The sequence below is a fragment of the Fibrobacter sp. UWS1 genome, from assembly GCF_002300445.1.
GTDB classification, from domain to species: domain Bacteria; phylum Fibrobacterota; class Fibrobacteria; order Fibrobacterales; family Fibrobacteraceae; genus Hallerella; species Hallerella intestinalis.
The window spans coordinates 1,483,273-1,497,980 of record NZ_NSGW01000001.1 but is presented as its reverse complement, the minus strand read 5'-3'; the positions used below and the strand labels follow the sequence as shown (position 1 = coordinate 1,497,980).

Sequence of the window (14,708 nt, the reverse complement as noted above, 5' to 3'; positions counted from 1 at the left end):
AATAAAATTCCAAATCTGCTTTGGAATTTTAGAATTAGATTCGCCAACTTCACATCATTTTCGCCAGTTTTTTTGCAAACAAAAAATCCCGAGTCGCAAGACCCGGGATTTTCAAATCGAAAAGGAAGCGGAATTACTTGGCTTCTTCTTCAGACTTTTTGGACTTCTTCGCCGAAGAAGCTTCACCGATCGTGGTGCCGCTTTCGCCGGCCTTGTGCGAATCCATCCAAGCCATCAGCTCGGCAGATTCACGGTTTTTGAAATAGTCCACGACCGAAAGGCAAATCTTGCGGTTGGTCTGGTCAATTTCTGTAACCGTCGCCGGGAGTTCGTCGCCGACCTTGAAAGCGTCCGCCGGAACCTTGATGTATTCGGCAGTCAGCTTCGATACAGGCACGAATCCTTCCAGACCGTTCGGCAGTTCCACGACAACACCGCGATCCAGCAAGCGGACAATCTTGCCCTTGACTTCGGAATCGATCGGGTAGGTCGTTTCAACAACATCCCACGGATCTTCGGTGAGGTGCTTCATCGAAAGGGAAATACGACGCTTTTCCTTATCGACGGCGAGAACGACGCATTCGACTTTGTCGCCCTTCTTCACCATTTCGGACGGGTGATTGATTTTCTTCGTCCAGGACATATCGGAAACGTGAATCAAGCCATCCACGCCGTCCTTGATTTCCACGAATGCGCCGAAAGAGGCGAGGTTGCGGATTTCACCGACAACGCGAGCGCCCGGAGGCAGTTCCTGGTCAATCTTTTCCCACGGATCTTCTTCAAGCTGCTTCAAGCCCAGAGAAATGCGTTCCTGTTCTTCTTCCACCTTGAGCACGACCGCTTCCACTTCCTGACCGATGACCAGAATTTTGGACGGGTGCTTGATGTGCTGTGTCCAGGACATTTCGGAAACGTGGATAAGGCCTTCGATGCCGTCTTCCAATTCCACGAACGCGCCGTAATCCGTAATGGAAACGACTTTGCCCTTAACGACCATGCCTTCCGGATAGCGAGCGGCAATGTCCTTCCAAGGATGCGGACGGAGCTGCTTCATGCCCAGAGAGATGCGTTCCTTCTTGTCATTGAAATCGAGAACCATGACTTCGACTTCATCGCCAAGCTTGACCACTTCGGACGGATGATTGATGCGCTTGTAGCTCATGTCGGTGATATGGAGCAAGCCATCTACGCCGCCGAGGTCGATAAATGCGCCAAAGTCGGTGATGTTTTTAACAATGCCCTTGCGCACTTGACCCTTTTCAAGATTTTCAAGAACCTTGTCGCGCTGGCTGTTGCGCTGTTCTTCAAGAACGACGCGGCGGGATACGACGATGTTGCGACGAGCTTTATTGACCTTGATGACCTTGAGTTCAAATTCCTGACCGAGGAGGGCGTTGATATCCGGAATCTGACGGAGATCAATCTGGGAACCCGGCAAGAAAGCGTCAATGCCGAACAAATCTACAACCACGCCGCCCTTAATACGCTTTGTGAGCGTTCCGCGGACAATTTCGTTATTTTCAAAAGCCTGATGAATGCGTTCCCAAACGCGGACAAAATCCGCCTTCTGCTTGGAAAGGACGAGACGGCCATCATCGTCTTCGAGCTTTTCAATGTAAACTTCGATTTCCGATCCGACTTCGGGAACATCGTCGTCTTTGAATTCATTGCGAGAAATGACGCCTTCGGATTTGAAGTTCACATCGACGAGAACTTCCTGTTCGTTTACCTGGCTGATTTTTCCAGTAACGACTTTGCCGGCTTCAAGACCTTCCATGCCAGCGTAAGCGGCAGCTGCCTGATCCGAATTGATGGAAGCGAGTTCCTGTTCCGCGTCAAGAATTTCTTTAAGATCTTCTTCGGAACCGAATTTGAGTTGTTGAGACATATATAATATAGGGTTGCGGAAAAGATATCGAAGTTACGCCACTACACCTACGCGGTCTTCGATAATCTTTACCTGTTGTTGGATTGAGAGTTGTGTAGTGTCAATTTCAATAGCGTCTTCCGCTTTTTTCAGCGGAGCCGTCGCGCGGGAAGAATCTATTCTATCCCGTTCGGCCAGATTCTTTTCGATTTCTTCCAGAGTCATTGGAATGCCTTTTTGCTGGCATTCGAGATAGCGCCGTTCGGCGCGAACCTTGAGGTCTGTCACCAAGAAGAACTTGAAATTTGCATGGGGAAATACGACCGTCCCAATATCCCGGCCATCGAGAATGCAGTTGCATTCTTTGGCGATTTCGCGTTGCCATTGTGTAAGGGTTGCCCGGACTTCGGGAATGGCGCTGTAAGGACTGACCGCTTCCGTCACTCGCTTGCCGCGGATTTCCTGCTCGCAGTCCTTGCCATTTATCAGAATGTGGTTTTGTTCGTCAAAGCGAATTTGGGTGGACTTCAAAAGCCGGTCTATCCCCGCCTTGTCGTCTGCGGCAATTCCATTTTCCAAAGCGGCAAAGGTAATCGCCCGATACATGGCCCCTGTATCAAGGTAAGTAAAGCCGAGATCTTTGGCGACGAGTTTCGCCGTAGTACTTTTGCCCGTTCCGCTAGGACCGTCAATCGCGATGATGATATGGGATTTGTTCGTATTCAATGTATGCCAAATTTAGCTTATCTCGATGAAATCTGAAATGACCGCCTTAAAAAATGGCTTCGGTAAAGAGGATGAAAACGAAAAGCGGGCAATAAATAGAGTGTCCGCTTTCATGACGCTACAGCGCAAGGTTTCGCTGTCGATGTTTAACAATGGATTTTAGGAGCGACCCCAACTAGAAGTCGGAAGTGGCACCGCTGGCGTCGTCTTCGGGACCGTAGTAGCCATCTTCTTCGACGTTGGAAGTTTCCGGTTCAAAAACCTGTGAAGGCTCGTCCGAACTTTCCGAAGAGAAGTCTTCGGTCGAAGAGGTTTCTGTCGTCGAGGATTCGCCGTCGTATTCCTCTTCTGGCGGGCGAAGTTCTGCCGTGCTGCCATATTTGCGTTTTTCTTCTTCGGTCAGCTTGTTCGTATAGACTTCGACTTCCGGTTCTTTTTGCTCGTCTTCGCCGGCCATGATGCGCTTGCCTTTCTCGAGGGTGCGGTTAATGCGTTCCTGACGCATTTTCTCCAGATTGGTCCCGACCTTCTTTTCGTCTTCGGAAACGATGTACTTTTTATTGAAGTCGTCGAGGACATCTTTAATGCCGATTAAACGGCCTCGTCCATCTACACGCCACGGCATCTGCTTCAATGCGGAAATACGGAGACGGCTTGCTGCCAAGCGGTATTCCTCTTTCATCAGGCCGTTCTCGTCTGTGATTTCCTCCGCTTCATCCGGAGTCACAAAGCTCAACGCTTCCGGCCAATGTTTACCCTGGGAGTTTACCGTGAAACCGACCAAGGCATCATTGATTGCCACAGGATCGTTCGGCTGAACGCTGGCGCATCCGACCAGCAATGCCAAAATGGAACCCAAGACCACCTTTTTCATATCAACATCCTCCAAGATATCAATTATGAGAAAAAATATAATCAAATTTTTAAAGGGAATAACGGATTTTATCTATCATTGCAGTCATGTCCAGCTCTGCAAATTCCCTTTTGAATCCTTGGGAACGGCGTTTTTTTGCCATTTTCCCCTATGAAAGTTTCAAATTATCAAAGCGCAGACTTTTGGGCTTAAGCAAAACTACTTTCCGAGGCTCCCTATGACCGAAAATGCGGATATTTGCCGGATAAAAATCGCCGATGACAAAGAATTTGTTTTGGTGGGTACAGCACACATTTCCCAAGAATCGAAAGATTTAGTCACCCAAGCGATTCAAGAGGAGTCACCGGACACCGTTTGCGTTGAATTGGATGAAGGTCGGCTCAAATCGCTGGAAGATCCCGACCGCTGGAAAAAAACCGACTTGAAAAAAATTATCCGAGAGCACCAGTTGGGAACGCTCATCGCCAATTTGGTTCTGGGTTCTTACCAAAAAAGAATGGGTCTTTCGACCGGAGTGCGCCCTGGCGCGGAACTTTACGGGGCAGTCCTTTCCGCCCGTTCCGCAGGCATTCCGATTGTTCTGGCCGACCGGGACATTAAAGTCACATTGCGCCGTACGTGGAGCTGCACGCCGTGGTATCGCAAGTTCTCGCTCATCGCCTCTCTGTTTGCTAGCCTTTTTGACAAAACGGAAATCAGCGAAGAAGAACTGAAACGCATTCGGGAGCGGGATTCGCTGTCCGCGATGATGGAAGAATTCGGAAAGACTTTCCCCGAAGTGAAGTCCGTTTTGATTGACGAGCGCGACCAGTATCTGGCAAGTCGAATCCGGCATGCGTCCGGGAAAAAAGTGCTGGCTGTCGTCGGAGCGGGGCACATCCAGGGAATTCGGAAAATTCTCGAAGAAAATAAGCCACTCCCCGAAGAATCCACCCTCTGCCAGATCATGCCCTCGTCCCCGGTGTTTAAAATTCTCGGCTGGACGATAACGGTCGCCATCATTGCGTCGATTGTCGGCGTCGGCATTCATTCGGGACTGGAAAAAGCGGGAGAAGTGACTTTGAACTGGTTCCTCTATACCGGAGGCGGAGCCATGCTGGGTTCCATCATCGCCGGGGCCCACCCGCTAGCCGTGCTGACCGCATTGATTGTTGCTCCTTTTACGGGACTCACCCCTCTAATCGGTGTCGGTTTTTTTGTCGCTCTCGTACAAGCTTACCTGCGCCCTCCGCGCGTGGCGGAGTTTGAAACCGTTTCCGAAGATATCTGGAAAATCTCTCGCTGGTGGAAAAACCGCGTCACGCGAGTAATCCTCTGCTTTTTGCTTCCCGGGTTCCCTGCCATCATCGGAAAAATTATTGCCCTGATTGGCATTTATCGGGCGTATTAAAAAGGGTCTTATATACAAACTCCACCCGATTTGCTTCGATAGGCTCGGCAACCGGTTAGGAGTTGGGAGTTAGGAGTCGGAACTAAGAACTAAGTTCCCCTTGGTGGAAGATTGTCCATAATTCCCATAAAAAAGGCGAACACAAAGTCCGCCTTTTGCCGTTTTCGCTTTATTCCGCCGTCTTTTCGGTGGGATTTTTCGGGGTCGCGGTCTTTTTTCGCTTGTTCACAATTTCGTTCACGCGGGCAATTTCGCACTCCACCTTGGAAGCCATTTGGCCGTAAGCCTTTGCATTGGCGAGCTGCATGGCCGAGAGATAGGGCAGAAGCTTGTCGTTGATGGCGAAAAAAAGCATCTTTTTGAAGGAACTCGCGCTTGCGCTTTTGTTTACCGAATTTGCCGTATAAGCGTCGTTCACTTGGACGAAATTGTCCTGAGAAGTGCGGATCTCGGCAATCATTTCGGGGATGCCGCAGAGCTCCTGAATGCACTCCGTCACGCCCTCTTTGCCGAAGTCCTCCAGCATGCTTTCGATGAGGGAAGATTCACTGGCGTAATTTGCCTTGGCTATCTGTTTGCCGTATTTGTTGAAAATCGCCAGGAGCTTTTCGGCGGCCCCCTTTTTCGCTTCGATAGGGAGTACCGCATAGCCTGCAAGGGCCGTCCCGAGTTTTTTCACGGCCAAATCCCGGGCCGTATCGGCATCTTCGAGTCCGCTTAAAATCCGGTCCTGGCCGATGGCGCTTGTCAAGTTCGCCGAAATCCCTACGATTTCGTCCATGACGCTTTTTAAAAAGGCGTCGTGAGCGACCTCCTTGTTCGCCTGGTAAATGCGGATAACGGCGTTGCTCAACGCGTCCAGTTCGGTGATACGCGCATTGCTTGAAAATTTTTTCATCAGTTCCTCCATTTGTTGAATATAAGGGTATGGGGAAAATCTATACAATTTAATCGAACGAATTGCGAATATTGTTTTTTGTTTGCAACCATCTCTGTAAAATATTCGCAACGTGTTCCTTTGATCTTTTTTCAGACATCTTTCTGCATTTTTTGATGGCCAGGAAAAAACGGTGCTTATGGCTGTTTTGAATCGGATGGAAAAAACAAACAGGAGCTTTCTCATTGAGTAGGAAAGGTGTTTTTCGCCGGAGTCGGCTTTCTAATTCAGTAGGAAGGGTGCTTTTCGCCGAGGTCGGGTTTCTAATTCAGTAGGAAAGGCGTTTTCCGCTGAAGTCGGGATTCTAATTTTGTAGGAAAGGCGTTTTTCGCCGGAGTCGGCTTTCTAATTCAGTAGGAAGGGCGTTTTTCGCTGAAATCGGGATTCTAATTCAGTAGGAAAATTGTTTTTTCAAGGCGGCTTATTGAAAGTTTTTCCATTGCGCTTCCTTTCGTGATTTTTGCAGCCTGTTTATGGTTTTTGCGCAAAAGAAATGGGTGATGATAACCGCTATTATCATAACGAATTATGCCTAGATATAACCCACGGAGAAACTATTGCATCTAGGGAACTAAAACGTTTAACACTTAATGATTCCGAAGCAAAGATTTAAACCTGTATGCTTTTTAATGGGGCCGGAAAAGAAGCAAAAGAGTGTAATCGCGATTTGACCTACGAAATTCATCAAATCACTGAAGAAATTGAAAGATACTAACTCACATTCCGGGGTGTAGTCCGTTTATACCCCGCCCACGCTTGCGGTGAAACTTTCTATATAATACCCGTTTATTTAATATGCTCATGTCGTGATTATTCCTGAACTCTAAAGAGAAATTTTGCATATATAATTAAAAATCACACCTGTCCGCTAAAACGTTTTAATAAGAATTCATTTCGGGGAGATGGTTGCGCTGAATTTTTTTCTAGTCTTGCCGTCGCTCGATTATTCTTTTCCAAAATAATTTTTAGAAAATGGCCATATATAATTCCCTAAAAAATTTCGCAAATCGATTCAAAGGATATTATTTTAAATTTGAATAAGAAATAAAAAGGAGTTTTTATATGGCAAATGAACTGGATGAAATGAGCGGTCCCGTAAATGCGGCAGGCCGAGACATTAACGTCATCGAAAAGCAACTGCCCGTCCGTGTCGGATTCGGCTCTACCCTTTTTGAAATTCTGCTTTGGCTTTGCGGCATTCTGCCTGGAATCATTTTTCTGTTTATGAAAATCGGAGCCAAGAATTATTTTATGCAGTTGCAGCAAAAAATTCAGGCAGACGCTTCGACTATCGATAATTATCTAGAACAACGCGTGCAGATTTTGCAAAACGTAGCGCCGCTCGTCAATAAGGCCATCGATTTGGACAAAGACGTGATGAAATCCGTCGCCGCATTTCGAGGCGGGCACCTCTCTGAAGAAGCCCGCAATACGGTGTCCCGCGATTTGGATCGCAGCTTTGGACGCCTTTTCCCGCAAGTGGAAGCGTACCCCGAACTGAAAGCGCACAAAGCGATTGCTGACGCCATGCAGCAGAATGATTATTTGCAGCGTGAAATCACCGCAGCACGCAGCCTTTACAACGACACGGTAAACCAATGGAACGCAGACGTGTTTTCTTGGCCGACCAAGCAGATTGTCGCCGCTCGCGCAGGATACACGACTCGTATTCCGTTTACGGCATCCGCAGAAACGAAAGCCCGCGCTAGGGAAACATTCTTTTAACAAGCTTTCTGATTTGAACAAATCCTGACCGCCGTTTCTCTTTATTTGGGGCGGTCTATTTTTACGAATATGATGCAAACGACTGTTTACGACCCGCTGGAACGTTACAAGAACGAGTATTGCGACTTGTTCTTGAAAAATGCGCAAGAAGCGTTTGACGAATTGTTCAAGCAGGCAAAAATTGACAAAGAAAAAAATCAGTCGTTGTGTCTAGAAATTTTCAACCAATCCAATGAGCGGGATTCTTTGGCGACTTCCCGCTCGCATTGGGGGATTTTACGAATTATCTGCGGGATTTTTGCCGTTGGCTCTGCTTTGATTTGGCCCATTACGGAGCAGACTACGCCGGGAATTATCGGACTTGTTGCCGCTGGAGCTCTCCTCTTTTATATTTTGGCATTCCTCAATAAGACCATTCATCAGCTTGACGGGAAAATTCAATCTTTAGAAGCGGACATTCAAAAGAAAAAAGAAGAAGCTCTGCAGATTATGCAACCTCTGAATGATTTATTTGGTTGGGATATTCCTGCAAAGCTGATTCAAAAAACCGTACCGAATTTGGAATTTGACCCCTTCTTTACGCAAACAAGGCTTGCCGAACTGGAAAATGAATTTGGTTACGACGGTTCCCTTAACGAAAATTCTTCTATCTTATTTGCGCAGAGCGGGGAAATCAACGGCAACCCGTTTGTTGTCGCCGATTCCAAGACGTTCAAAATGGGCTGTAAAACCTATACGGGTAGAAGGACCATTTCCTGGTACGCATCTTCCATAGGTCCCAACGGCAAGCGGCAAATGGTGCGTCGTTCCCAGGTTTTAACGGCGAGCATCACAAAGCCCTATCCGGAATACAGCAATGTCGGATTTGTCCTTTACGGAAATGATGCGGCACCGCATTTGGAATTTACTCGCAATCGTTCGCAGTTGACGGACGACGGCTTTTTGCAGAATTTCCGCCGGAAAAAGAAATTGAAGGAGTTGAAAAAATTTTCGCAGAATCTCAAAGACGAATCGCAATACACTTTGATGAACAATCACGAATTTGAAACGCTTTTTGAAACCAAGGATCGCACCGACGAAGTGGAATACCGTCTGCTCTTTACAGCCCTTGCTCAAAAGCAGATGCTTTCGCTGATCAAAGATAAAACGCTGTCCTATGGCGACGATTTCATTTTCTTCAAACAGAAAAAAATCAATGCGATTTTCCCTAGGCATTTGACCGGCTCTACTTTGGACACGAACCCAGTTCAATTCGCCGACTATGATTTCAATCGCTGCAAAAAAAATTTTGTGCGCCTGAATCAAGAATATTTTCGCTCTGTCTATTTTGCTATGGCCCCTCTTCTCGCCATTCCGCTCTATCAACAAATGCGAACCCGAAAAAATATCTATGCGGATTCCCAAAAGAAATCTTCTTCATGGGAATGGGAATCTCTTGCCAACTATTTAGGCGAAGCGCAATTTCAGCATGCCCAATGCGTTACGGACAACATTTTAAAAACAACTTTGAAAAAAGAAATGCCTTCTGGAAAATCCGCTATCGATGTGACCGCTTTTGGTTTCCGGGGCGAACCGCGTACAGAGCGGGTGCAGGTTTTTGGTGGCGACGGACGTTACCATTCTGTTCCTGTCCAATGGATTGAATATTTGCCGGTAAGTAAAACGACCACCATGATTATCGAAGAGAAAGAAGAAATGAATCAAGGACTTGTGTGCAAATATCTTCCAGAATCCGCCAATACGATTTGTCGCCGTGGAATCTTTGCTCGAATTTGAATTTTTCTATGGATTTTCGGTTACGTCATTTCGCCGCGTCCTATGCGAACAGAAATTCTCCTTTAAGTGCAGATGTATATGCTTTTTTGGGAAATTCCGCATGGTGGATTTTTGACGTAGGCGCAAGTGATGGGGCAAAAAATTTTATTGAAAATTTGGATGAAAATTTTTGCGGGATAAAGTTGCAAAAGAACATCATCATTTCGCATTTTCATCAGGATCATTGCGCCAATTTGCCAAGGCTGCACTATGACAATCTTTTTGTCAGCAAAGAAACTTGGAAGCATTTCCATTTAGGAACTTCAATTGAAGCCTCCGTTGAATTTGACGATGGAGAAAAAATTCGAATTTTGCCTATTCCCAGCAGCCATGCCAAAGGATCTTTACTGCTCTGCATTGGAAGAAACGCTTTTTTAGGCGATGCCACTTACCCCGCTGTCGGCCATGGAACTCCCGATAGATACAACGTGCAGCTGCTCGAAGCGCAAATCCGATTTTTAAACGCGCTGGATGTCGATTTTTTCTGGATGAGTCACAAAAGATTCGTTCCTCGCGAAAAAAATTCCGTCCTGCAATTTTTGGAATCCGTCTATGCAACAAGGCAACCCAACGAGAATTGGATTGCCGTAAATTCGGATAGATAAAATTTGGTTCGCGAAAATTAAAAATGGATATTGCAATCGATTTTTTTAAGTCACCGCTATTTGCGCATGCAGAATTCTGCCGTAGAAATGGATTCTATGGTTTTGCCGTTTTGAGCGGAAACTTTGCGAAGCTCCGCGATGTCGTAAAAAGCAACCCAAAGAGAACCCTCGTCCGCTGCGACTAAATCATAAGGATTGCCGTTTCCTAACGAAGTCTGCCAAACCGGTTTACCGTTTGTCAAGTCCATTTCGGCAAGGGAAGATGGCGAGTTGCGCTCCATAAGATAGAGCTTCCCGTTGGCTGTTACCAATTTGGAATCTTGCCAAAAGGAAACGCCGTCGGATTCAGAGTCCTGATAATTCGCATAAAATTTCCCGCTCTGGAAATCGGTGACGAAAACATAAGGCTTGCCTTGAACGGATTTGATGCTATAGGGCATACGAACTTCTTCTTCTGGATCTGCATCTGAAATGGCAAGAAGATTTTTTCCGTCATAAGAGAATACGCCGATGTGCATAACGAATGTCGTCCAGTCCATGAAGCGGTCGCCAACATAGATGAGATTTTCATTTTCATCATATTCCAAAGAACCCGATGCGTCTTGAATCCCATCGATGATTTTTGTCGCTTTTGTCGAAAGATCCACTTCAACGAGAGGCGTGTTTCCATAGGATTTATAAACGGCAACATAACCTTTCCCCGTCTTTTTATTGATGATAAAATCAGAGGCTCCGCCACCGAGTTTTGTGCCACTCACCCAAAGTGCAGATGTTTTTTCTTTCAAATTGATTTTTTCGATTCCTCGATTTTCGTCCGCGGGCAAATTATAATTTTGATCGTATTCGCCATTGGTTGAAACATAAACTTCGCCATTGGAAACTTTGACCGCAGAAGGATTTTTTGTTTGCAGACAAATGGTGTCCAAAAGTGTTCCCGATTTCAAGTTGTACAAGGCGAGAAGCCCTTTGTCCATCGCCGAAAAATCGTCGCTTTGACGCTGGAAAATGGCAAACAATGTATCACCAGAAGTTTCTAAATCCGCCAGATTCGGGGTCGTGTTCAAATAAACGACCGAACTGGATGAGGATTCTTCTTCTGAAGAGCTGCTTTCTTCTCCAGAAGAAGACATTTCTTCCATGCAATCTTCTTCGCAATCGGGAGAGCTGCTGCTTTCGCTACACGCTCCTAAAAACAGAGCAAAAGAAGATGCTAAAATCAAGGTGTATATTTTGTGATTCATGTCGTATCCTTTTGTTAAGTGACATTCCCGGTTTGAACGGGAAATGGGTTAGAGTTTGGGTTAGAATTTTTGAATCCAAGAAATTTTATACTCCCTGCCGGGTACGGGATAAGGGGAATAAAAATGGGTAAAAGTTTCGTCGGAGATATTGGTGATGCCGAAAATGAAGCGCATTTTTTCCCACGGTGAAAAACCTAGCGCGGCGTTATAACGCGCTGTTGCGGGCTGGCGAGTTTGATTGATTCGATCGCTAAAAATCCGGGATCGATAATTTACGTCAAATGTTAAATCCAATCCGAACGGCAGGAAAAATTTTCCTTCGACAAAATAACTGTGAACGGGTTCGCCGGGCAAAAGGTTCCCACTGTACATTTTAATATGGCCTCTATCTCGCGGATTCTGAATCGTTCCCCGCAAAACCGTTTCAAAAAATGATACAGGTCTGCTTTTCATTTCTAATTCGATTCCGTAAATGCGGGCAGTGCTCGCATTGTAGGCTTTCATGGCATTGACCGTAGATGCCCAATAAATTCCGTTTTCTAAAAATGTACTGAACCAAACTGCCCGAAAAATCGTTTTCCGAGAAGGCGTCTGCAAAAATCCGCCCGATTCAAAACGGATAGCCGTTTCATTTTTTAAATCTGGATTGGAAAGGACTCCGCGATAAACGCCATAGAGTTCCATCAACTGTGGCTCTCGAAAAAAACGTCCCACGGAAATGTGCCCACCCCAAAGGGATTCTTTTTTTCCAAATCGCAGTTGCGCAAATGCCGATGCGTTCATTTCTCGGTCTTTTGACTCTTCAATGGAAATTGTTCCTGTGGGAGACAAAAGTTTGCCTCCATCAATCTCGTCGATATTTTTTACAAAGCTTCCTTCGGCAAGAGCTGACAGCCATTGAAAAATGGCAATGTCCAATCCTGCTGAAAAGGAACCGCTGTATCGAGTGATGCCAAAATCTTGAACGCTTCCGCGAGCGCCCCAACTTTCCGCACTTCCCGCCAAGCGAAAGGAGCTTTCGATTTTGCCCAAAATTACAGAACCTTGTATTTCGGGATGCAAGCGGTACCCGGCCAGTCCATATTCCACATAGTCCGAATTGCTGTAACCGATATTATCCAAAGGGTAATAAGAAGATGAAATATTTTTTTCAAAATCCGCCACGACGCCCGTTTCTAAAAGAAAGCAATTCCACAAGATGGGAAATTCCAGACGATAGCCCAATTGGGAATACTGCCCGACAAAATCTGCAACTTTGGTTTGCGAACTCTCGTGCCCAGGATTCCCTGCTTCCGTATAAATCAAATGGGCGGAAACGGTGGAAAATAAATTATTGCTATGCAAAATCCGATATTGAAAATTACCGGAATATTCAGAGAACTCGGCGTTTTTTCGCGTGTCTGTAAAATCGTCGTCACTATTATAGGCAGTTCCATTGCGATTGGTAAATTCATAATCATTGTCGCTGTGCCGTGCGGAAATCGCTGCCGAAAAATGGATGCTGTCTTTAGGAGAAATGGCGACTTGTGCTGCGCCCTCCCAAGTATTATGGCTGCCATAACTTGCCAGAATACGACCTTTCAGAGCGGGTAACGCTTTTTTGGTCACAAAGTTGACGACGCCGCCAAGACCGGAACCTCCAAATTTAATAGGCACCCGATCCTTGTAAATTTCAATTTTTTCCACGCTGTTTAAATCAATGCTTCCAAGATCCACAGCACCGCCACTGGCGTCATTCAACGGAATACCGTCCAAGCAAATCAAAATATTTTTTGCCGCGATTCCCCGGATGCTGACCGTTTGAAAACTGCCCAATCCCCCTTGTTTGTAACTTTGGATTCCCGGTAACGCCGACAGAATTTCGGCAGCGGAAAGCCCACGCCCTTCCCACGCTTCCGCTGTGATTTCTTCGTAGCTCGGAGAAACGTCGGCAGGAGTCGGCGGGGGAAGCGTTACTTCGGATACGCCTAAATCTTGAATGGTAGCCGCCATAGCACAAATCGACAATGCCGCCATTAAAATGACAGCAAGACGAGTTGCGTCGGCAACATCCAGGTGAAATGTCTTTCGCATTTATCCTCGGATCTCCGTTTGGAGCGGAGCTGTTGTTTTTGCAGTTCTTCTGACTCGGGGTTCGTCCTACTTTCGGTTCCTTCGCATGGACTTTCGTTCACACTGGTTTTGAAATTTACCGATTTCGTCTTCCCTTACAGCGGCGGGACCGTTCCGGATTTTCACCGGATTCTCTCTCTTGCAAAACAAGCCGCATTCAGCCGACTTGGATTTGCAAAAGGCTTTTCAGGGCACAAAAACATTTTGGCGCAAATATAGTTATTAAACGATATGAAAAACGATGGGGAAAGCGCAAATTCACTTTAGAGCATCTCTAAAAATAGCTTTGGTTCGGTTATCGGTCCCTGCCCTTCGGCAGGCTCAGGGACCGATTGTCAAAGCTCGCCAACCACCAACAACTAACCACTGACAACTTTTATAGAAGGTCAAAAGCAAAAAGCTTTTTCGTTCCCCTACTGCAAAACTTTATATATTTTAAATAGACCACAAGGAGTTTTTAAAATATGAATCTGGAAAATTTGGATACCCTTTCTCAGAAAATTCAATCCATGCTCGAGGCGATGCGCCGTTTGAAAAACGAAAAGGCAAACGCCGATAAAATGATCGAGGAATCCACCAACAGCAATCAAGCATTGCAAGCGGACGTTAATGAAAAAGCGCGCCGAATAGAAGAACTTCAAGAAGAACTTTCCAACAAGAACGGAGAATTGGAAAGTCAAGCCGCAGAGCTTGAATCGAAAAAGACCGCAGCCGAGTCTCTCCAAAGCACCCTTGCGGAACGGGACGCCGAGTTGGAATCCCTGAAAGCCGCCCTTGCCGAAAAAGAAGAAAAATTGGCTGAAATGGAAAAAATTATCGGCGAACAGGGCGAAGAAATCCAGAACGCCCAAGAAAAATTCCAGAATTTGCTGTCCACTATCGAAAACGAACTTGGAACGGAAATCCCCGTACAAGTTCAGGACGAAGAAAATCAGAGCGTCGAACCTGAAAACGGCGAGCAGGAAGAGCCTGCCAAGGAGTCTGCGCAGACGGATTTTTTCGCTTAAGGTGGTTCGCAGCCACCGACTCGTTTGGCATCGGAATGAGAGATTAAAATGACAACGGATTCTCAAGGCGCACCCCTGCATGTAACTCACATTGAAATCGGGAAAGACCGGTTTCAAATTCAGACCGACCTTACCGATGCGGAACTCTCTGCGATTGTCGATTATGTGACAAATAAAATGCAGGCATTTGCGGGGGCAGATTCCTGCACAAATTTTCGAAAACCGCTCCTTTTGATGGCGCTGGAAATCACGTCCGAACTCTTTGATATGCGGCAGCGACACGCCAAATACAAAAATCTATATATAGAATCTCAAAAAATCGCTGGCGTCTTGGCTTCTATGTTGGACGATAAATTGGCGGAATTTAACAATATGACAAACCCATGACAAATCTTTTGAAATAAAAAGA

The 14,708-nt window shown here is 46.2% G+C and carries 13 protein-coding genes and 1 riboswitch; of the genes, 7 read left to right on the top strand and 6 right to left on the bottom strand.

Going from position 1 to position 14,708, the window contains the following annotated elements; translation table 11 throughout:
* Positions 1-133 precede the first annotated feature (133 nt).
* Together BGX14_RS06230 and cmk are read right to left on the bottom strand one after the other, a co-directional pair.
* On the bottom strand, positions 134-1,888 hold the full coding sequence (locus tag BGX14_RS06230) for a 30S ribosomal protein S1 (RefSeq protein ID WP_073305998.1): 1,755 nt from the start codon (positions 1,886-1,888) through the stop codon (positions 134-136).
* Between the two features lie 33 nt (positions 1,889-1,921).
* Positions 1,922-2,593: a (d)CMP kinase gene (gene cmk / locus BGX14_RS06225; RefSeq protein ID WP_198951167.1), complete on the bottom strand. Its 672-nt coding sequence runs from the start codon at positions 2,591-2,593 to the stop codon at positions 1,922-1,924.
* A gap of 25 nt (positions 2,594-2,618) precedes the next feature.
* On the opposite strand from cmk, the gene BGX14_RS15510 reads away from it, so the two are divergent.
* Positions 2,619-2,756 carry a hypothetical protein gene (locus BGX14_RS15510; RefSeq protein ID WP_158223244.1) on the top strand — a complete coding sequence of 46 codons (138 nt, stop codon included), beginning with the start codon at positions 2,619-2,621 and terminating at the stop codon, positions 2,754-2,756.
* Positions 2,757-2,768: 12 nt separating this feature from the next.
* Here the strand turns inward: BGX14_RS15510 and BGX14_RS06220 are convergent, their stop codons facing one another.
* Positions 2,769-3,467 carry a hypothetical protein gene (locus BGX14_RS06220; RefSeq protein ID WP_198951166.1) on the bottom strand — a complete coding sequence of 233 codons (699 nt, stop codon included), beginning with the start codon at positions 3,465-3,467 and terminating at the stop codon, positions 2,769-2,771.
* A gap of 217 nt (positions 3,468-3,684) precedes the next feature.
* Between BGX14_RS06220 and BGX14_RS06215 the strand changes: the two genes are divergently transcribed.
* Positions 3,685-4,857 (top strand): TraB/GumN family protein, encoded by a 1,173-nt coding sequence (locus BGX14_RS06215; protein ID WP_095879398.1) that lies wholly within the window; start codon positions 3,685-3,687, stop codon positions 4,855-4,857.
* 169 nt (positions 4,858-5,026) lie between these two features.
* Here BGX14_RS06215 and BGX14_RS06210 read toward each other — a convergent pair whose 3' ends face one another.
* On the bottom strand, positions 5,027-5,755 hold the full coding sequence (locus tag BGX14_RS06210; protein ID WP_095879789.1) for a DUF6261 family protein: 729 nt from the start codon (positions 5,753-5,755) through the stop codon (positions 5,027-5,029).
* Positions 5,756-6,856: 1,101 nt separating this feature from the next.
* Here BGX14_RS06210 and BGX14_RS06205 point away from each other — a divergent pair.
* The 3 genes from BGX14_RS06205 (at position 6,857) to BGX14_RS06195 (ending at position 9,939) form a co-directional block, all read left to right on the top strand.
* Entirely contained in the window at positions 6,857-7,519 is a 663-nt protein-coding gene (locus BGX14_RS06205) for a LemA family protein (protein ID WP_073305994.1), read from the top strand.
* Between the two features lie 69 nt (positions 7,520-7,588).
* Positions 7,589-9,295, top strand: a complete 1,707-nt coding sequence (locus BGX14_RS06200; RefSeq protein ID WP_095879397.1) for an MAG1210 family protein — start codon at positions 7,589-7,591, stop codon at positions 9,293-9,295.
* Positions 9,296-9,303: 8 nt separating this feature from the next.
* A complete protein-coding gene (locus tag BGX14_RS06195) occupies positions 9,304-9,939 on the top strand; it encodes an MBL fold metallo-hydrolase (RefSeq protein ID WP_073305992.1) in 636 nt (211 codons plus the stop codon).
* A 56-nt stretch (positions 9,940-9,995) separates the two neighbouring features.
* On the opposite strand, the gene BGX14_RS06190 is transcribed toward BGX14_RS06195, so the two are convergent.
* Both BGX14_RS06190 and BGX14_RS06185 read right to left on the bottom strand, forming a co-directional pair.
* On the bottom strand, positions 9,996-11,180 hold the full coding sequence (locus tag BGX14_RS06190; RefSeq protein ID WP_143394169.1) for a hypothetical protein: 1,185 nt from the start codon (positions 11,178-11,180) through the stop codon (positions 9,996-9,998).
* A 60-nt stretch (positions 11,181-11,240) separates the two neighbouring features.
* The gene (locus BGX14_RS06185) at positions 11,241-13,253 is read right to left on the bottom strand and encodes a TonB-dependent receptor (protein ID WP_095879395.1); all 2,013 of its coding nucleotides are present in this window, start codon (positions 13,251-13,253) and stop codon (positions 11,241-11,243) included.
* 21 nt (positions 13,254-13,274) lie between these two features.
* A riboswitch (cobalamin riboswitch) is annotated at positions 13,275-13,459 on the bottom strand.
* 297 nt (positions 13,460-13,756) lie between these two features.
* Between BGX14_RS06185 and BGX14_RS06180 the strand changes: the two genes are divergently transcribed.
* Entirely contained in the window at positions 13,757-14,299 is a 543-nt protein-coding gene (locus BGX14_RS06180; protein WP_095879394.1) for a hypothetical protein, read from the top strand.
* Between the two features lie 48 nt (positions 14,300-14,347).
* Positions 14,348-14,686 (top strand): cell division protein ZapA, encoded by a 339-nt coding sequence (locus BGX14_RS06175; protein ID WP_073305988.1) that lies wholly within the window; start codon positions 14,348-14,350, stop codon positions 14,684-14,686.
* Positions 14,687-14,708 lie beyond the last annotated feature (22 nt).